Here is an 18,854-nt window from a genome sequence, read left to right as displayed (position 1 = left end):
ATAAGGAAAGTTTGAAGGATAAAAACTTTTCAGCTTTGATAAGGGAAAACATAGCACATATTATTGATAACGTCCTTGCTCTTGCACGCCGTTATCGGACTGGTTTTCCTAAAAACGCTCCGATTTTGAGCTTGGATCCGCAAACAGCATCTGTTGCTTCTAAAACAACTGCTGTTGAAGCGGCAGAGGAATTGGATGAAGTGGATGACACTGATGATCGTCTCACCATGGAAAGTGCTCATGCACTTTTAAAAAGCCTAGGCTGGTCAACTGAGAAAATCAATGAGAATGACCATATGGCAAGCTATCAATTGGCTGATCGTGAAGTAGACATTCTTTATAACGACGAAATTGCCAAAGATTACCCACAATTTGATAGCGCTTTTATGATTAGTACTGGCATTCTTTCCACCGCTTGTAAATTCATTGATCCTACCCACACGGAAGATATTCCAGATATACAGCTTAATTTTGAAGCAAAGGGGTTAGAAATCTTTGAACCAGAAGTTACTGCGGATCGCTTAAAGCAAGCACTTGATGACGCGCTAAAATGGGCGGTAACAGACATTGACCTTTCTGAAAGACTTCGCTCTGATTATGGCGCTGCTCCTTGGGAAAAAAGCACCACGTCTGAAGCAAACGATGCACATTATGCTTTACTTCATCTTGGCGCTCTTGCTTTGTTGGGTGATGCTGAAACCTTACAATCTTATCAGCAAAGCTTTACGGCAGGTGATCACCTAGGTTTTGACGAGAGCATCAACAAAACCCACCTTGAACGTGCATTAGCTTTAGCCAAAGAAGTAGCAAAGGTGAAGCAAGTGAGCTACGCTTTGATTAAACAGGTGGCAGAAAAGCTTGATGATCCACAAGAGGTTACCAGCAAGGAGCAACCCCGCTCGTGGAAAGAGAAAATAGTCAATTTTATCGGAAAAAAAGACAAGAAATAGCACCTAAAAAATATCGAAAAGATTTCAGAAATTTAGAAAATAAGACGCGCTCCAAAGCCTTGATCACTAGTTGAGAAACTCAACAGTAGTGTGGCTCTGATCATGGTTTTGGTGCAAGATTTTAATGAAACAGCCTATTATTTCATAGATTATTAAAATTACTTTTTATGGGCTTTTGTCTATTTTATCGGTTATGTCAGTTTATTTAACAGACGAATCTTATGATTTTAGTGAATGATTAAAATGTGCTTTATGAAAAGCATATGATCCTTTAAGCCTTTCAAAAGAAAGGGATTATAATCATAATAGATGCTATCAAGACCATTATGGTTATGAGTTTTGGAGGTTTAGGGGGTTTTGGAGGTGCTTTTTACGCTCCCCCCTTTACATATTTTTCAATAAAAAATAAAAGTCATTATATTTCAATAAGTTAATCTTTCAAATAAACAACCTATATTAAACACAAAACATAAATACAATCTTTAATATATATTTAAGAGGGTTTTGTAGGTGTTTTGGGGGTTTGAGAAACATTCAAAACCTATAAGTAATATAAGAAAATGAATATACATAACTCTCTTTAAACAAAGCTTCTGATAACAATAAAGCTATCATTTTAGATTACGGTATAATCTTTTAAAGGCAATGTAAAAGAAGCGTATTCACTTTAAGATGGGATTTATTAAAAATCTTAAAGCAATCCAAAGTACAGTGTTAAAAAGTGCAAAGCCTTATCTTTTATGATAACGCATATAAAATATTCTTTTAAAGATTATATGTAAGCAATTTATAAAAGGGGCATAGAACCTATAGGTATAAAACCCTATACCCGTTGTGAGTTTATCATACCCATTATGTGAGCACGCTTTTAAGTTATTCAGTTTCTCTAATTTCTAGTTTTGGTAGGTTCTTAACGATTTTCATTGTCTCTAAACTTACGGTAATAACCCTTTGAAACAACTCTAATGGATAAGCAGGGTTGCCAACGGTTTCAACAGCATAGTGATTGGCATCATTAACAATGCCGCTCTTTTTATCAGTCTTAACGCATTGACGCCCCATAACCCATTCAAGAGCGGGCTTGCCATTGACGATATACTTATAAGCTTCAAGAGGGATATCTGTCATGATGATATTGTTATTATAAATAACAGTTGATTTATCTTTCTCTTTACCTGCTTTTGCGAATTTTATTTCAGTTACATAATAGAATTTCTCAGGATTAGAGATTTCTGTAACTTTTGGATTACCCTTTTTAAAAGTCACTGGATAAGGTTTTACATCTTCATAATTCATGTGCAAATGACCGAGTTCACGCCCTGCTGTTACGAACTTCCAAAAATCACCAGCACTCTTTACACAAGGGATACGAGGCAGTTCTTTGCATAAATTATGAGCATAACGTGTACGATAATCTTCCGAATGAAGTAGACCATAAATATAATAGAATAAATCATCTTTCGTGATAGTTTCATTAGGATAAGCTGCTTTAAAATGTTCTAGCCCCTCATCAGTAATAGCATCACGCCTTTGTAAATCAGCTGTTGTGCTTTCTTCTATAGAGTTTGTAAATAAAAGGGATTGTTTTTTATTTTTTAAAGATTCAGTATCTTCGTAAATATAACGTGGAAAACATTGACCTTTTTCTATTGCATCTAGATTAGGTAAATCCTTACTCATCAAAACAGAAAAACCACACCTTGCTCCTATGCCTGTAATTTGAATTACTTGATTTTCAACCGCTTGTCCTATCGGAAACATACGTGGTATTCGAGAAACCATTTCATTGAAACTGCGATTGTAATAAAGCCACTGCTTTGTAAAAGGACGATAAAGACTTTGTGTAAGACAGTTATTGTCAAAAGGAAAGAGTTTTGCTTTAAGCAATTTTTTTTTGAGATGATAACTCCAACTGATTTTACTTGTATCGGCATTGATGAAACTGTCTACAGCCTTTTCACGTATTATACTATCAACATGCCCATAGGCTTCATTAAAACGCTTTACTTCACTATTATAGAAAGCAATCATATTGCTCATGTTCTTCCCTAAAGCCTCAAGGCTCGAGTTATATGCCCAGGCATCACGATTAGTTACAATACCACAAGAATAAGTCTCAAAAAGCTTTTTATCATGCCCTCTTTTAACGCCTAAAGCTAAAAATGCGTTGAAACTGTCATCACGTTGATGAATCCAGTCACCATGCTTGTCTGGTGTAATGAGTTGCCAGCCTTGTTCATGGGTAATACCATCAATACTGCAAAATTCGTCAAGGATCTCAAGTTTCCTTTTAGTTGTAAGATTACTACCAATGTCGTGATAGTAAATTTTACATGATTCAGTCACATTGGGCTTTTTGATAAAGAGCGTTATAGCGATACCGGTCATACTACCATTGCCAAAAACATTTTCCCCTTCTTGAGCAGCCCCATTACTTAACATGTTTTTACGAATATCTCCTCGTAAATTGAGTACGTAAATACTGCTAAATTCTTTGGCTAAAGATTTTCGTAAACCGTCCATTGTCGATTTTTCTATGTAACCTGAACCAGAAACAAAGCCGATTATTCCAGCATTATCAATACGATCACTAGCCCAACGAATGGCACGAATATAGCTGTCATAAAGTGCTTGAACAAAAGGTGTTTTAGATTGAGCAGCATAGATTTCACGAATATGGTTATCTAATAGTGGATAAGGGGTCTTCTTTGCATTGTCATTCGCACTCTTTTGACCTGTTGAATAAGGAGGGTTACCAAAGATAACTTTAATATCCAGTTTCTTTTGATGCTCTAAATATTCACTGTTTTCTTTGAATAATTTTTGCAGAAGGTTCTTTTCTTCAAGCATGCGGAAAGTATCGGTCAAACCAATATGCTTGAAAGGAATGTACTCACCTTTCATGATACTATGATAAGTCGATTCAATGTTAATCGCTGCTATGTAATAGGCAAGCAAAACAATTTCATTGGCATGAATATCATGACGGAATTTATATTCCATATCCTCTGGTTTTATGAGATTGGATTGTAAAAGCCGTGTGATAAAGGTCCCAGTACCCGTAAAAGGGTCAAGAATAGAAACACCCCGTGACCCTAAGCTTTTTCCAAATTCATTACGCAACACATCATCAACAGAATGAATGATAAAATCCACAACTTCAACGGGGGTATAAACAATGCCAAGCCTATCCGTGGTTTTCTTAAATGCCTTGGTAAAAAAATCTTCGTAAAGCTTGATAATAAGATTTTGTCTTGCCTGTGGTTCTGTAATGCCAGAGGCACGGAACTTTACGCTGTCATAAAACTCTTGTAATTCCTTGGATTCTTCCTCAATATTGGTTTTATCGAGTTCTGTTAAGATTTTTTCCATTGCTTGCGAAATGGCATTGTTTTGTACAAATTCATTGCCCTCAAACAAGGCTTCAAACACGGGACGCGTCACAAGATGTTGCGCTAACATCTCAATCGCTTCTTCTTGCTTTATCTCACTGTTTAAGTTGTTTTTTAATTCCTTATAAAACGCATCAAAGGCATGATAAGCTTCGCTTGTTTGATCAGAAAGCATAGTTTGAAGGCGTGTGATATGGTTTTGTGCAATCTCAGCAACATTGCCAGCCCAAATGCCCCAATAATCACTCATAGTAGATTTTTTAACAATCAGTGTTTTGAGAGCATTGGGAAACTCAACAAAAAAGGGCAATCTTCCTTGTCCTTCATATGTTTGGTGCGGTTCATGAGCTTGTGTCCCAATACGAAGTCCGGATTTTTCTGATTTTTCGTGGAGCGTGATTTCGTCAATAACCGTGGTGACATTCTCTAATTCGGTCTTTTTAGAAACTGTAACAATGTCGATGATAGAGCTTACGTCTTGCCCTAAGACCATCTGGTTAAGGGTTTTACTAAAATTCTCATCATGGGCAAGCAAAGCATTGAGAACTTGCCAGACAACACTGTATCTCTTATTGTTTTTTAATGCCTCTTCTGGTGAAACACCAGCAGGAACACCAACCGGCAAAATGATATAACCCATCTTTTTGCCTTTTGCACGACGCATCACACGTCCCACTGCTTGTATCACATCCACTTGGCTTTTACGCGGATGTAAAAACATAACCGCATCAAGGGAAGGAACATCAACACCTTCTGAAAGGCAGCGTACATTGGTTAATATACGGCAGACATTCTCACCCGCATCTTCTTTCAACCAATCAAGTTTTATCGTACGGTTTTTGGCACCAGATTTTCCATTAATATGATCTGCTTGACAGTTAAGAGGGGGAATATTTTTATGGTTTTCATGAAGATCACGTAAATCTTTCTTAACTTCTTCATCGTTGAATGTTCTACATATGCGTTCAGAAGTATCAATATCTCTACAAAAAGCCAAAGCCCGATGCATGGGTCTTGTATCATCTCCAAGATCAATTTTCAGATCCATTTTGGTAAGAGCTTGATAACAACCCATGATCTTTGTTCTATCATCAAGAATAAGTTCATAATTCTCATCTGTCATCAGATGCTGGATAGATTTACTCACTTCTCCTTCATCAACACCTAAAACGATAATCTTGTAAGGCGTTAAAAGTCCATTTTTTACAGCATGGGAGAAACTATAAGAATAAAGGATTTTCCCATAAAGCTCTTCATCATCCATAGAAGCCAGAACAGCATCAATCTCATTAGCTTGTTTTTTGGCATTGTCACTAAAGATACGAGGTGTTGCTGTCATATACAGACGTTTCTTGCCCCGAATAAGGCTATTGTCATGAACCTTGATAAACTCAGATTCACTCTTGTCTGTTCCTAACACAGCTCCAGTGGTACGGTGTGCTTCATCACAAATGATCAGATCAAATTCCGGTAAAGCATATTTCTTTTGCGCATCCGAAATCACTTGTATCGAATGGTAGGTAGCAAAGACCACAGTCATGGCATCAGGAGAAGTCTTATTGGCTTTTTCTCCAAGCTTTTGAGAATCTGTTGTTGCTGGTAGAGCGAGATCCGAGACATCGAGTTCGGCAGCATCATCTTGGGCTTTACGACGCTTACCAACTTGTGTATCAGAACACACGGCAAAGGAACGCAAGGGTATTGCTGTATCTGCTGTCCATTCTCTTATTGTTTGTGACATTAAAGAAAGAGAGGGGACAAGGAATAAAACACGTTTACCTTGACCAGCAAGAGCTTCTGCTATCTTCAGACTGGTAAAGGTCTTTCCCGTTCCACACGCCATAATCAGCTTGCCGCGGTCTGCTTCTTGTAAACCGTCATAAACAGCTTTAAGCGCTTCTTGTTGATGATCTAAAAGATTTTTCGGTTCTTTTTTCTTAAGAGTAGCTTCCCCTTTGCTTTCAAAGGTTGACCAATCTATTTGACTGTTTTCCAGATCAAAAAGATTAATTCGTTGAATGCGGACTCCTTGTCCTTCACAGGTGAGATCGGCATTGTTACTCCAATTACCTTCGGTGCTATCAACCAGAATACGGCGTGTGAAGATCTTTTTTCCCGAGGCAGCAATAAAGCTATCAATATCTTCTTTCTTGATCTGATGATTTGCACTATAAAACTTACATTGAATAGCGGCATATCCTTCTTCATCACGAATTTTAGCAACCAGATCAATGCCAATATCACGCCCATCTTCCCCATGCTCTTTTGCCCATTCACAATAGGTTTGCACCTTTTCATATTCTTGGCATTGTAGAGGGTCTTGCGTCAAATAAGCAATTACAAACTTTTCAAAAGAAGTTCCTCTATCGCGCGCACTTTCTGTATGATCACGGTAGGATTGTAACAGAGAGCGTAATGTCAGTGGTTTGTTATGAGATTGAAGCATTTATAATAAAACCCCACCGCTTTATAAGCGTTGATCTATCGGTGTCAAAAAACTTTAAATAGAATTTGCTAGATCTATTTAAAACAAATAGCAATAATAAAATAAAAAAAGGGTGCTAAAGACCCATAACCTGCTTAAAAAGAAATTTTATTAAAGGCTACTTATCCACAGCCTATGACATGAGGTAAGATCAGCAAAATAGTGAAATTTGCTGTTCGTTTTATGGAAAAAAGACAAATTTGATATGTGCTTTTAAGATATCAGAATGTATGTTTTGATAGGCTTTTATTGCTTGCTTTGTAAGAAAGATAAAAAGCATATACCCCCCCTATACCCCCAAAACCCCTACAAAACCTATGCTATAAGTTGAATTTACAGGTTGTAATGTTGATATAGATTGTTTTTTGAAAAGTTGATAAAAATTAACATATTGAAATATAATGACTTTTATTTTGATTTTTAAAATATATAAAGAGGGGAATAAAAAGCACCTCCAAAACCCCCAAAACCTCCAAAACCAATAGATGGGAAATGTTTTGAAGGTTTCATTTTATGAATACATAAGTTATATGTTTTATTGGAATTTAAAATTCATTCATTGAAATGTTTTATGACTTTTCACTAAAGGATGCCATTCATAGCGTATGGTAGGTCGACCGCCTTGGGAGTTATTGTCTCCAGAGATTTCACGAATATAATTGCAACGGCATAAAAGCTCTAAAGCTTGCTTCACAGCTTCATTGTCTTTTAAACATTTCCAATCACGTTTATAAACATCCCGTGCAGTAAAAACATTAGGTAAATAATCACAGCGCTTGACAAGCAAGTTTGCACTTTCTGTTGCTAATGTATCATGCGCCGCATAAAGACGTTTGGCATGACTTAACAGATATTTTTCCCAATACAAGGCTCTCTCAAGAGCATTTCTATTGATTTCAAAACGACCCCCTTCGGTCAATTCAAAAATCAACGCAAGTGTTGGTATGGTTTTATCCATTTTCAAAAGATACGATTGTAAATTTGTAGAGAAATGACCACTATTTATTTTTTTCTGAAAATTTTCCCACCATACACGAAACATTTCTTGAGCTTCAGCAGAAAAGCGTATGGTTATCGGATGCTTTGGTGAGCCTAACGGTTTATCATAAAGAGAACGAAAGACCCCTTGATAGCTTTCCCATACCTTTTGATTGGGAGGTCTATCCGTCCATAACCGCTTTTTTCGTTCGTCGGGCCATACAATCATTTGAAATCGTTGCATGAAACCATCATCATTTATTCCATGGCACATGGCTTGAATAATGGGAATAATGCGTGAGGGTTGAATGCCCCCAATAATGGAAATGGTTGCATTGGGAATATGAATGGTTCCACGTTCAATACGGTCATAGGTGTATGACGTATTGCCATTAAAAGCTGTTAGATAAAAGGCACGGTCTGTTTGGTATTCCTTTCTTTCCATATTACCTAAAAACCCAGCCAATTCATCTCGTACCATCAAGAGACCACGGGGGTTTTCTTTTAAGAGTTCCCCAAGCTTTTCGACAGTCACATCGTTGACAATAAGACGTCGTTTATCAAGAGTGTTATCATCACTTTCTTTGTGTTCAATAGATTGTGAAAGAAGGGCAAGGGCTTGTTCCTCATCTTGATCTTTGAGTGCTTTATAGGCTTGTTTTTTCTTTTCTCTTTTATCTAATTCAATAAGAATATCTTTCTTTTCTTGCTGTTCTTTCTTCTTTAACCATTCTTGATGCCATTCCTCTTGAAAGGCATAGAGAGGAGTTAAAGCGGCTTGCATGGTAGGTGTTTTGAGTGTTGAAGGTTGCCCCACAAGAGCACCCCAGAGATTAGGAACAATTTTCCAATTATTATCATGTTTTTTGGGAGCAATCCGCACGCCATTGCCAATGACAGCAGCCAAGCCACATAAAGCAGAAATAGCAATAAAATCGATAGAAGATTGTTGAAGATCGGCAACCTCATAAATATAGTCCATTAATGGCATTGGAAGCTGTAATAAGCTAAAAGGCTCGACAGGTAAGAGAGCCGTAGCAATCGGTTTTAATTGCCCCCAACCATTTTGTTGCAAGGCTTGTTCATAAGAAATGGCTTTTAAACAAGTATTTTCGTTTAAAGAGACATTATCGTTATCATTGACGGGAGTATTTTCATTATTGTTTTGTAAATTACTATCTTTCATAGTTTCCCTCTTTTAAGAAAGTAATACGTTATTAAAATCCGTTCCTTTTGGAGCTTGCATCATAAAGACCTCAAAGCCTTGGCTATAAGCACGTGCAGCGAGGGTAAAACCTGCTTTACGACCCGCATCATCGCCGTCCATTGCAATGGTGAGACGCCCTTTTGTATGGGGTAAATTCACACGCATCATGCCACTGGTTGAAAGAGACGCCCATAAATCAACGGGCTCTGATAACAACCCAGACAGCAGAGACAGCCCCGTTTCAATGCCCTCACAAATGACCAGATGTTTTGGATTGGCTTGACTTAAATGCACAGCACCACCTGTTACAGATCCCAACATGGCTTTTGCTGGTTTTTGGTCTGTTTTGCAGCCATTGGCTTGTAAAAAGGTTCTATGAATGGCGAAAGAGCCAGCGCCCTTAACAAGAGCCACCAACGCGGGCAGTGTAAACCCAGAGGGGTGCGAACATTTGTCGTAAAAGCGTAAATCGGGAGGCAAATCACATGTAATACCCCGCATACGTAAATAGGTTTCTGCTAAAGTATTTTTGATTGGTTGGCTTTGTTGCCAAATTGCTTTTGCTCTCTCTGCTTTCTTTTTTGCTCGTTTGAGATCAGCACAAAACTGTTTGGAGAAAGAGAGCGTCTGATCATAAGCTTGTTTTCCAAGCAATCCAATTCTAATAAGCGCTTGTATGATCTCTCTAAAAGAGCAGCCAGCATAACAATAGAGTAAAAGACGCCCATCATGTCCATTGGCAAGGGATAAGCTAGGCAGCCTATCATCATGAGCAGGGCAACGGGCTATTCCATAACGCCCATGCCAAACTCCACGTAATGCACAAGTAATTTTTTGAGCTGTTGTATGCAATGCATAAGCATTGCTTGTTGTAGCATTTGTAAAATGCATAAAATCCCTTCCTGCTACTTGCATTACAGGACAGATTCTGTTATTTCGGGATTTGCGAAAGTCGAAATACTTTGTCTGTCCTATAAGGCGAAGTTTTCTTTAGGCGGCGTCGTTGCCACGTTGGTTTTTTGCCTTTTCGATTACATCGCAAAGGTCAGATTGTAACCAGCGCGCTAAGGAACCAATCTTTAAAGGCTTTGGTACTGAGCCATCAGCGACCCGCCGCCAAAGTGTTGAAACGCTTATATTAAGTAGTTTTGCACTCTCACGTACTGTGAGGAGTGGTCCGTTTGGAATCATGGAATCCCCTTTATATTAAATGATAGAATCACTGTTTATTAACTATATATAAATAGCAATTCGTAGCAAACTTTTCCAGCAAAAAAACAATATCTTGTGATTTTTTATCAAGAGAAGCAATAATTTGTGATTGTATTATCCGTTATGGATAAAATAAGGAAAATGGAGACATAGAGCTATCCACAACTTTTATTGTTTTGATCAGTAACATAAGAAGCCCATCTATCCATAAAAATACGACGCTGTTCTAAATAGTCAGTCCGACGATAGGCACGCTCCACTTTTCCCCCAACCGTATGACCTAGAATGGTTTCAGCGACCTCATAAGGGGCATTGGTTGTTTCTGCGAGCCAATCACGTAAACTAGAGCGAAAACCATGCGGACAGGCTTCAAGTCCTGTTTTTTTCATGTATTGTAACATGCTGTTCTGTGCAAGGGGACCACGACCGGTTGCAGAAAAAAGAAACCCATTACGAGATAAAAGGCGTGCTTGTTTAATCACTTTTAGTGCTTCTGATGATAAAGGAACGCGGAATTCTTCTGTAGCATCGCGTCGTCCTTTCATACTTTCAGCAGGAATGGTCCATATATCCCCATCAATCTGATCTTCATGCATATAGCGCAAAGGACGTGTACGAACGCCTGTAAGAATAAGCAAACGCAAAGCCAGTTGTGTCATTGTTGTTGTTTTGCAGAGTGACTGATAAAAGGCAGGAACATCTTTCCAGTCCATTGCTGGTAAATTTTGTGCTTTATGGCGTTGTTTCCCTAAAAGAGCGCGTGCTTTTATCGTTGCTTGTAAATCAACATCCAGCCCCAAAGCAGCAGCATGTTTGAGACAAATATTAAGACGATTTATTGCTTTCTCTGCGGTTGCAGCTTTTGCATGCCAGATGGGAGCAAGAACATTGCGTATCTCTGTTTGTGTAATTTCTGAAATAGGAATACAGCCTAATTTGGGGAGAATATAAAGTTGTAAAGGTAGAAACCAATTCCCAGCCTTGCCATCTCCTTTTAATTCAGCTTTACGACTTTCAAAAGCATCTAAGGCAATGTCTTTTAAATAATGGAGATTACTTATTGCCTCACGCTTTTGTTTCTCACGTTCTTTAATGGGATCACGCCCCTCATGCAAAACAGAACGCCATTGATTTGCTAATTCACGGGCTTTTTTTAAAGAAACATTTCGCAACGCACCCAAGCCCATTTCGCGGCGCCGACCATGAATGGTATAACGATAAAGCCATTGAGCACCACCATCTTTACGCTTATGGAGAAGCAAGCCGGCACCATCATTATATTTGCCAGCCCCCAATGTTGCGACAGCCCTTGCATTAAGACGATTCATAAGAGGCATTTTTACTCCTTTCTTTCCTCATTTTTACCCACACACCAGCCCCGCTTTTGACGTGCAAGCAAGTGATATTAATTGATTCAATCTGAGAGGGTTTGTGATGAGAAAATCTTACTATATTCGGAGTTATGATTCAAGTTGAAAAAGGATGATTTATTATTATAAATCAATGTGTTGCCAGACCCCGGAATACTAATGCGAGGGCGCTCGCAACCGGAGGGGGAGCAAAGTGCAAGCCAAAAGTCTACATTTTTATGACATTTCTTTAGGCAAAAAAATTCGCTTTAGAAGAAACTTCATGGGTTTTTCTCAAAAACAATTAGGGAGTCATTTGGGCGTAACGTTTCAACAAATTCAAAAGTATGAGAAAGGTTTAAATCGCGTAAGTGCAAGACGTTTACAAGAAATTGCTCATATATTAGATGTTCCCGTTTCCTTCTTTTATGCTGATAGCACAAAAAAAGAAGATCCCCTCTATCATTGTGATGACAGAATAGAAAGCAAAGCAGAATATTTACTTTTGCAAAGTTTTAGAATGCTAACCCGCAAAAAACAACGAGCTATTTTGCAGTTAATTTCTGGTGAAAAAAATGATCCCTTATTTTCATAAGTTCACTGAAAGAACAATCAACGTCCTTAATAACATTGAAAAGAATTTTGACTGTCTCCACACACCTTATGAGAACGAAAATTCTTAAATCTAATCTGGTCTGTAAATAGTCCGAATTCTAACGAGTTTAACTTAGCAATAGCGCTTTGATTTATAATGATAATCTAACGTTATGTATATTGAATAAGTGTCTCAAATATCATAAAATTCTTTCATTTCAAACTTGTTCTATATTGAATCAATCAAAATCATTTATTTGCACATTACAAGCAGAGTTGGCGTGTGAGTAAAAATGTACAAAAAAGGCATATCTCTTAATTGAATCGTCTCACATACCAAGAACTGTAGCCGCATTGAATGCCGGAAAAATGTATGATGATGCTAACTTACTCTTTTATTAAACATGGGGGTGTTCAACGGCTTTCCACTGATATAATCCACTTGAAACAAAAGGCTCGCCAAACAAGCCTACGAATATTCACACACACTAAAAAACACTTAAATATATCAAGAAAGCTTAAAGATCTTATACCACCATACTTCAAATGACGATATTTTATAGCATAACAGGATTAAAGTAAAAAACAGACACGAAAAAACTATATGTATAACTTTCATAAGAATTTATTTATATAATGGATACTTAAGTTTATCTTGTTGTGCCATAAATTCTATCATTTAAGGTATGAAAATATGAAGCATGCATACCTCCTTGAAACATTCAAATGTTTTTAGATGCTAAATGTCTTTTTAAATATTTTTAGGCTTTCTTATTGAGCCTTAAGTTTCAAGTGAAAAATGGGAAGCTGCTAAAAGTACCGCTAGAATCTGGCTGTTTACAGACTGAATAGGAAGCTTCGCTTTTAAAGGCATAGGGAGAAGATCAAATAATTCAACAATTAACAGATAGAGTATTAAAAGATTCCCCCAACGCGATACGTAATACCATCCTTAAAAAATTCAAAAGTGTAAAGGTAAACATTGACAGAAGATAAAGAATTCACTTAATTAAAGTGCTCTCTAACGAGCTAATAGTTTAGCGTACAATATTCAATTTTTTCAATTCTGAAAGATTAAAAAAGACTTATCATTTGAAATAAAACAATTTATTGTGCTGACGATGATGATTGGTGTGCACAAAATTGAGTTGTTGAAAATCAAAAATATAATTTAATGATGTTCCTTGACCAACTCACTCTCTCCTGAGTATAGCACGGGGAATAAACGTGGAGAGACATGAGGAGTATATAGAAAATGAGTTTTAAAGTTGCAATTGTCGGCGCAACCGGAAATGTTGGTCGTGAAATGCTTACAATTTTAGAAGAACGTGGTTTTCCTGCGCATGAAATTGTCCCTCTAGCATCACGACGCTCATTAGGACAAGAAGTTTCTTATGGAGATAAAACTTTAAAAGTAAAAGCACTGGATACTTACGATTTTTCTGACACAGATTTTTGTCTTATGTCTGCGGGAGGGAGCATTTCCAAAGAATATGCTCCTAAAATCGCTGCTGCCGGCTGTGTCGTCATCGATAATTCCTCCACATGGCGCTATGATTCCAATGTTCCGTTGATCGTCCCTGAAGTCAATGCCGAAGCTATAAATGCCTTTTCTAAACGTAATATTATAGCAAACCCTAATTGTTCAACAATTCAACTGGTCTTAGCTTTAAAACCACTCCATGATGCTGCAATCATTAAACGTGTTGTTGTCTCTACATATCAATCGGTTTCTGGAGCTGGTAAAGAAGGAATGGATGAACTTTTCGAACAATCACGTGCAGTTTTTGTTGCTGACCCAATTACATCAAAAAAATTCACTAAACGCATTGCCTTTAATGTCATTCCTCATATCGATGTTTTCATGGAAGATGGTTATACAAAAGAAGAATGGAAAATGACTGCTGAGACAAAGAAAATTCTCGATCCGAAGATTAAGTTAACGGCCACTGCTGTTCGGGTCCCTGTCTTTATCGGTCATGCCGAAGCTGTCCATGTTGAATTTGAAAAACCACTAAGCGTATCTGAAGCACAAGCGCTTCTCCGCGATGCTCCCGGTTGTCAGCTTATCGATAAACACGAAGATGGTGGCTATACCACACCTTATGAATGTACAGGAGAAGATGACACCTTTATTAGCCGCATTCGTGAAGATATCACCGTTGAAAATGGTTTAGCTTTCTGGGTTGTCGCCGATAATTTAAGAAAAGGAGCAGCATTGAATGCCGTTCAAATTGCTGAATTGCTCATTTCTCGTAATTTGATAAAGCCTAAGTCCGCAAATTAACGCCCTGTCCAAAAGGATGAAGAGCCCTCGCCGGTCTGTCAAAAGTCCGGTTTCTCTTCAGCAGGATCTTATCTCCTGCTGAGGATTCATATCGCCATTTTAAAGGACTGTGATTCGGGATATTAACAATTTTACTCTGAATATCCATGATATACCTTGCCGCCTTAAGTTAATCATCGCCATCTTAATGCCATTTTATGGTAGAATAGGATTAGCAGCATAAGCATTTTTTGCTTCATACTGCTGATCCTTTTTGTCATTCCGGTTGTGAAATTAACTTTACCTTTATCGAGCAGGATAGGTCACAACACGGTAACGCGTTTCGTTACGTTCAAAATTTTTGTAATTGACATTATCAGGAAACAAGGGGTTATAAGCATTCACGCGCTTTACAGAAACTTCTTGTGCTTTTGGCGACGGATTTAAAATTGTTCGTTCATCCCTTTTCTTGACACCTGTAGAATCGATAATCATATCTGTTCTGTATAGTTTTTGCATATTTTTCCGTGTTTTTTGAATCGCCGGAAGAACTTTAAAATCGGAAACAGCCTGTTTTACTTTTTCTTTTTTTACTTTTGACGATTTTATCATAGCATTTGGCTTTACTGGCATCTTTGTAAAAGCAATGGTAGGAACATCGCTAACATTGACATAACGTGCAGATGCCCAACCAACTTTTCCATGATAACCAAGAGAACACCAAGTTTTATTGGATAAACAGCCATAAATTTGCACTTTTGCTCCCATTGGAACCATTGTGATCACTTTATAAGCTGTTGCAGGACCTGTGCGTAAAGATACCTGACCTGATGCAACACGAGCAACTGTTCCAGCAATGGTTCCAGCTTCCGCGTGAAAAGCAGTCACAACCACCCCCGACGCTCCCAAAGCCCATAAAATCATTGTTATTGATAAAAATTTCTTTCTTAACATTATTTTTCTTCCTCTCTCAAAACATGTGAAGGGCAAAATTTCGCCTTTGCAAAAATTTGCCGCGTTTAAATCCAATGATCAGCAACCTTTATTTCCCGCCAAAAAGACCCCACAACATTGCAACAAAATCTCTCTTTATTCCCCCCTCTACACGAACACGGACTTTTGATCTTGGTTGCGCAGTATGTTCTTCATGAATTTACGCCTAAAGCATCATCTGATTGTTTGGTTCTTCAACCAATCGTCCTTTAAAGAAGTTTTTAAAGTGTTATTGGTTCCCTCAACAAATGATTGCAATAAAAGAATTGATTGCCTGAATTACAGAGAATGAATGATGATACGCCCCCAAAATACCAAAAATAAAAGGAAAAATAATAATCTTTTAAAAATAAAAGTGATTGAATATTCTCTAAAGCTTGTATAACTTTAAATCTTCCTAAAAAAATACAGAGTATATTGAAACTTCCCTCAAAAAATCTCTTGGAAAAGAAAGTTAAAAGCACATGACATTAAAATTTTTTTCTCGCAGTCAGATTATAGGATTATTCCTCTCTCTCTTTGCACTTTTTTTATCTACTGCTTGCGTCATGGCTACAGACAAATCAAAAATCAAACTTGGTATTATGGAAGGGCGGGATGCGATTATTTGGAAAACTGCTGCTGAACAGGCTAAAAAATCCGGTTTAGATATTGAACTCGTTTATTTTTCTGATTACGCTTTGCCTAATGACGCTGTTAACGCAGGAGAGATCGATGCGAATGCTTTTCAGCACGCCCCTTATCTTAATGAACAAATGAAACAACGTGGCTATAAACTTTCAATTGTCGGCTATACTTTTATTGCTCCAATTGGTGTTTATTCACACAAAATCAAAGACTTAAAAGATCTACGTGATGGTGCACATGTTGGTATTCCGAACGACCCATCTAATGGTGGAAGAGCCTTACTTCTTCTCAATTCTTTAGGTCTCATTAAGTTAAAAGATCCTCATAATATTCTTGCATCTCCACTTGATATTATCGAAAATCCTAAAAACCTGCAAATTCGTGAGCTCGATGCTGGTATGTTAGGGCGAGCTATTGACGATTTTGATCTTGCTATTATAAACACAAACTGGGCTATTGTTTCCGGATTAAACTTCGAAAAAGATGTCGTCGCATGGGAGAGTGCAAAAAATAATCCTTATGATAATATCATCGTTGTACGCACGAGCGAAAAAGATGAGCCATGGGTTAAAAAATTAGTTGCCGCTTACAACAACGATCTCATCCGTGCAAAAATAAAAGAGATTTTTGGCAAAACCGCCCAAACTTCTTGGTAATTGTGCCAAATATCCGAGTAATTGTGAATGGAAAAACCTACTCTTATCTCCTTAAAAAACATCAGCCGTTGTTTTAACAAAACGGCTGGTGTTCCGGTAATTAATAATCTCTCTTTAAATATCCATGCTGGTGAAATCCTTGGGGTTATTGGGCGCAGTGGAGCAGGAAAATCAACACTTATCCGCTGTTTAAATGGGTTAGAGAAGATTGATGCAGGGTCCATTTTTTTTGAAGGTGTTGATATTTCAAATCTATCAGAGATAGAGTGGGCGCCTTACCGTCAACGAATTGGGATGATTTTTCAACATTTCAACCTTCTCTCATCGCAAAATATTCTTGATAACATTGCATTGCCGCTTAAATTAAGTGGTGTAAGTAAAAAACAACGCCACAAACGTGCCCTTGAACTGATTGAATTGGTTGGGTTATATGGAAAGGAATATTGTTATCCGGCACAATTGTCAGGGGGACAAAAACAACGCGTTGGCATTGCTCGTGCGCTCGCTGCTAATCCTAAAATATTGTTATCAGATGAAGCCACCTCTGCTCTTGACCCTGAAACAACACAATCTATTCTAGAGCTCCTTGCTGATATTAATAAACACCTCAATCTCACGATTGTGCTCATCACCCATGAAATGGAAGTTGTGCGCACCATAGCGCATCGCGTTGTTGTTCTTAATCAGGGGAACATCGTAGAAGAAGGACGTGTGAAAGACATCTTTACATCACCGCAAGACGATACAACCATAGCCATGCTCAAGCTTGTCACCCCGCAACTTCCTGAAAAATTTGCGAAAAATCTCAAACCAATCGGGCGAGAAGCTGTCATTGAAATCAATATTGCCGGCGAAATCGCCCAACAACCTTTTCTTCATCTTCTAGAAAATGAGAGTGGTTTAAGAGCACGTATTCTCCATGGTGGCATTGATACAGTCCAAGGCGAAACCATCGGGCGCCTCTTCCTTGCTCTTCCTGCTCAAGATAAAGAAGCTTTAAAAAAAGCCGTTCAATGGTTAACAGAAAAAGGACGATATTGCGAGGTGTTAGGTTATGTTTAATGTTTTGTCTCATGAACTTCCCCAAGCTGTTATTGATACAATATTGATGACACTTAGTGCTTCTTTTATGGCATTTATTATAGGACTTCCCCTTGGTCTTCTTCTTCACACAACAGCACGTGGGGGGATTTTTTCCTCATCTCTCATCAATCGCCCTTTAAGCATCATCATTGACAGTATTCGTGCCATTCCCTTTATTATTCTTGCATTTTATCTTCTTCCCGTTACGCGTATCGTTGTAGGAAGAGGGATAGGAATGCCTGCTGTAATTTTTATACTGACCATTTCAGCTATCCCTTTTTATGCACGCATGGCGGAACTCTCTTTTAAAACCGTTGAAAACGGTCTCATTGAAGCGATCCGCTCTATGGGCGCAAGCCGTCTTCAAATTATCAGACATGTTCTTATTCCTGAAGCTCTCCCTAGCCTGATTACAGGTTTTACAGTCATGGTCATTTCTCTCATAGGAGCCACCTCACTTGCTGGATATCTTGGTGGAGGCGGTTTAGGGGATATGGCAATCCGCTATGGCTATCAACGCTATAATACCTTCATCATGACCATTGTCATCATTCTTTTGATCATGCTCAATATTATAACCCAATGGACTTCTGATAAAATCGTACAAAAACTTGATAAAACAAAACATTAAAAGACTTAGAATTTCACATACCAGTACCATCATCCTCTTTGCCACTTTCCAAGTGCAACAACCCTTGCCTATCGAAAACGCTCATAAGAGATTAGGAACTTTTTTCTTAAACAGTTTTTATCTCTCCCCATCCGTTTGTAACATGAAAGAAAATAGTTTTAACGGATTGAACATAAAAGGGAATAAAATGAGAGATCTCACAGTATGTGAGACTCTCTCTTAACATAAAAATGATAAATTATCATGTCAAATTAAGACATTGGTCACGACCTTTCAAAACCTTAGATAACATATTGAATTTATAGTGATAATATGACGTTATTCATATTGAATGAGAATTCTGAATACCGTAAGATTCTCTCATTCAAAATTTGTTCCATATCGAATCAATCAAAACCTCTCGCTTGCATGTTACAAGCGGGAAGAGCCGT

At 37.9% G+C, this 18,854-nt stretch carries 12 protein-coding genes; 6 read left to right on the top strand and 6 right to left on the bottom strand.

Annotated features, from left to right (window positions below):
* The coding region (locus tag ACFIKG_RS06830; protein WP_375651974.1) for a DUF6990 domain-containing protein at window positions 1-950 on the top strand (950 nt) is incomplete at its 5' end.
* Window positions 951-1,823: 873 nt separating this feature from the next.
* On the opposite strand, the gene ACFIKG_RS06825 is transcribed toward ACFIKG_RS06830, so the two are convergent.
* The 5 genes from ACFIKG_RS06825 to ACFIKG_RS06805 all read right to left on the bottom strand — a co-directional run bounded on the left by ACFIKG_RS06825 (window position 1,824) and on the right by ACFIKG_RS06805 (window position 11,561).
* Window positions 1,824-6,788 carry a DEAD/DEAH box helicase gene (locus tag ACFIKG_RS06825; protein ID WP_375651973.1) on the bottom strand — a complete coding sequence of 1,655 codons (4,965 nt, stop codon included), beginning with the start codon at window positions 6,786-6,788 and terminating at the stop codon, window positions 1,824-1,826.
* Window positions 6,789-7,383: 595 nt separating this feature from the next.
* Window positions 7,384-8,991, bottom strand: coding sequence for a YfjI family protein (locus ACFIKG_RS06820; RefSeq protein ID WP_375651972.1), 1,608 nt, complete (start codon window positions 8,989-8,991; stop codon window positions 7,384-7,386).
* Between the two features lie 12 nt (window positions 8,992-9,003).
* Window positions 9,004-9,903, bottom strand: a complete 900-nt coding sequence (locus tag ACFIKG_RS06815) for a toprim domain-containing protein (protein WP_375651971.1) — start codon at window positions 9,901-9,903, stop codon at window positions 9,004-9,006.
* Window positions 9,904-10,002: 99 nt separating this feature from the next.
* The gene (locus tag ACFIKG_RS06810; RefSeq protein ID WP_015856773.1) at window positions 10,003-10,203 is read right to left on the bottom strand and encodes an AlpA family transcriptional regulator; all 201 of its coding nucleotides are present in this window, start codon (window positions 10,201-10,203) and stop codon (window positions 10,003-10,005) included.
* Between the two features lie 176 nt (window positions 10,204-10,379).
* Window positions 10,380-11,561 carry a tyrosine-type recombinase/integrase gene (locus ACFIKG_RS06805; protein ID WP_375651970.1) on the bottom strand — a complete coding sequence of 394 codons (1,182 nt, stop codon included), beginning with the start codon at window positions 11,559-11,561 and terminating at the stop codon, window positions 10,380-10,382.
* A 226-nt stretch (window positions 11,562-11,787) separates the two neighbouring features.
* Here ACFIKG_RS06805 and ACFIKG_RS06800 point away from each other — a divergent pair, with 226 nt between their 5' ends.
* Together ACFIKG_RS06800 and ACFIKG_RS06795 are read left to right on the top strand one after the other, a co-directional pair.
* Complete coding sequence (locus ACFIKG_RS06800) at window positions 11,788-12,168, top strand: helix-turn-helix domain-containing protein (RefSeq protein ID WP_375651969.1); 381 nt, start codon at window positions 11,788-11,790, stop codon at window positions 12,166-12,168.
* Between the two features lie 1,254 nt (window positions 12,169-13,422).
* The gene (locus tag ACFIKG_RS06795) at window positions 13,423-14,454 is read left to right on the top strand and encodes an aspartate-semialdehyde dehydrogenase (protein ID WP_375627325.1); all 1,032 of its coding nucleotides are present in this window, start codon (window positions 13,423-13,425) and stop codon (window positions 14,452-14,454) included.
* A gap of 285 nt (window positions 14,455-14,739) precedes the next feature.
* On the opposite strand, the gene ACFIKG_RS06790 is transcribed toward ACFIKG_RS06795, so the two are convergent.
* Window positions 14,740-15,387, bottom strand: a complete 648-nt coding sequence (locus tag ACFIKG_RS06790; protein ID WP_375651968.1) for an SH3 domain-containing protein — start codon at window positions 15,385-15,387, stop codon at window positions 14,740-14,742.
* Between the two features lie 503 nt (window positions 15,388-15,890).
* Between ACFIKG_RS06790 and ACFIKG_RS06785 the strand changes: the two genes are divergently transcribed.
* The 3 genes from ACFIKG_RS06785 to ACFIKG_RS06775 are packed head-to-tail and all read left to right on the top strand — an operon-like array spanning window position 15,891 to window position 18,423.
* Window positions 15,891-16,709, top strand: coding sequence for a MetQ/NlpA family ABC transporter substrate-binding protein (locus tag ACFIKG_RS06785; protein WP_375651967.1), 819 nt, complete (start codon window positions 15,891-15,893; stop codon window positions 16,707-16,709).
* A gap of 27 nt (window positions 16,710-16,736) precedes the next feature.
* The gene (locus tag ACFIKG_RS06780) at window positions 16,737-17,771 is read left to right on the top strand and encodes a methionine ABC transporter ATP-binding protein (RefSeq protein ID WP_375626659.1); all 1,035 of its coding nucleotides are present in this window, start codon (window positions 16,737-16,739) and stop codon (window positions 17,769-17,771) included.
* Window positions 17,764-18,423, top strand: coding sequence for a methionine ABC transporter permease (locus ACFIKG_RS06775; protein ID WP_375626657.1), 660 nt, complete (start codon window positions 17,764-17,766; stop codon window positions 18,421-18,423). The genes ACFIKG_RS06780 and ACFIKG_RS06775 overlap by 8 nt, the downstream gene beginning before the upstream one ends.
* Window positions 18,424-18,854: the final 431 nt, after the last annotated feature.

Source organism: Bartonella sp. LB28NMGDW (assembly GCF_042194435.1).
Taxonomy (GTDB): Bacteria; Pseudomonadota; Alphaproteobacteria; order Rhizobiales; family Rhizobiaceae; genus Bartonella; species Bartonella grahamii.
Note: the sequence above shows the minus strand (reverse complement) of the source record. Positions and strands in the feature narration are given on the sequence as shown.

Coding starts and splice junctions, on each gene's coding strand:
- ACFIKG_RS06825 (WP_375651973.1), bottom strand. CDS start 6,788: ATGCTTCAATCTCATAACAAACCACTGACATTACGCTCTCTGTTACAA.
- ACFIKG_RS06785 (WP_375651967.1), top strand. CDS start 15,891: ATGACATTAAAATTTTTTTCTCGCAGTCAGATTATAGGATTATTCCTC.
- ACFIKG_RS06820 (WP_375651972.1), bottom strand. CDS start 8,991: ATGAAAGATAGTAATTTACAAAACAATAATGAAAATACTCCCGTCAAT.
- ACFIKG_RS06780 (WP_375626659.1), top strand. CDS start 16,737: ATGGAAAAACCTACTCTTATCTCCTTAAAAAACATCAGCCGTTGTTTT.
- ACFIKG_RS06795 (WP_375627325.1), top strand. CDS start 13,423: ATGAGTTTTAAAGTTGCAATTGTCGGCGCAACCGGAAATGTTGGTCGT.
- ACFIKG_RS06810 (WP_015856773.1), bottom strand. CDS start 10,203: ATGATTCCAAACGGACCACTCCTCACAGTACGTGAGAGTGCAAAACTA.
- ACFIKG_RS06790 (WP_375651968.1), bottom strand. CDS start 15,387: ATGTTAAGAAAGAAATTTTTATCAATAACAATGATTTTATGGGCTTTG.
- ACFIKG_RS06775 (WP_375626657.1), top strand. CDS start 17,764: ATGTTTAATGTTTTGTCTCATGAACTTCCCCAAGCTGTTATTGATACA.
- ACFIKG_RS06805 (WP_375651970.1), bottom strand. CDS start 11,561: ATGCCTCTTATGAATCGTCTTAATGCAAGGGCTGTCGCAACATTGGGG.
- ACFIKG_RS06815 (WP_375651971.1), bottom strand. CDS start 9,903: ATGCATTTTACAAATGCTACAACAAGCAATGCTTATGCATTGCATACA.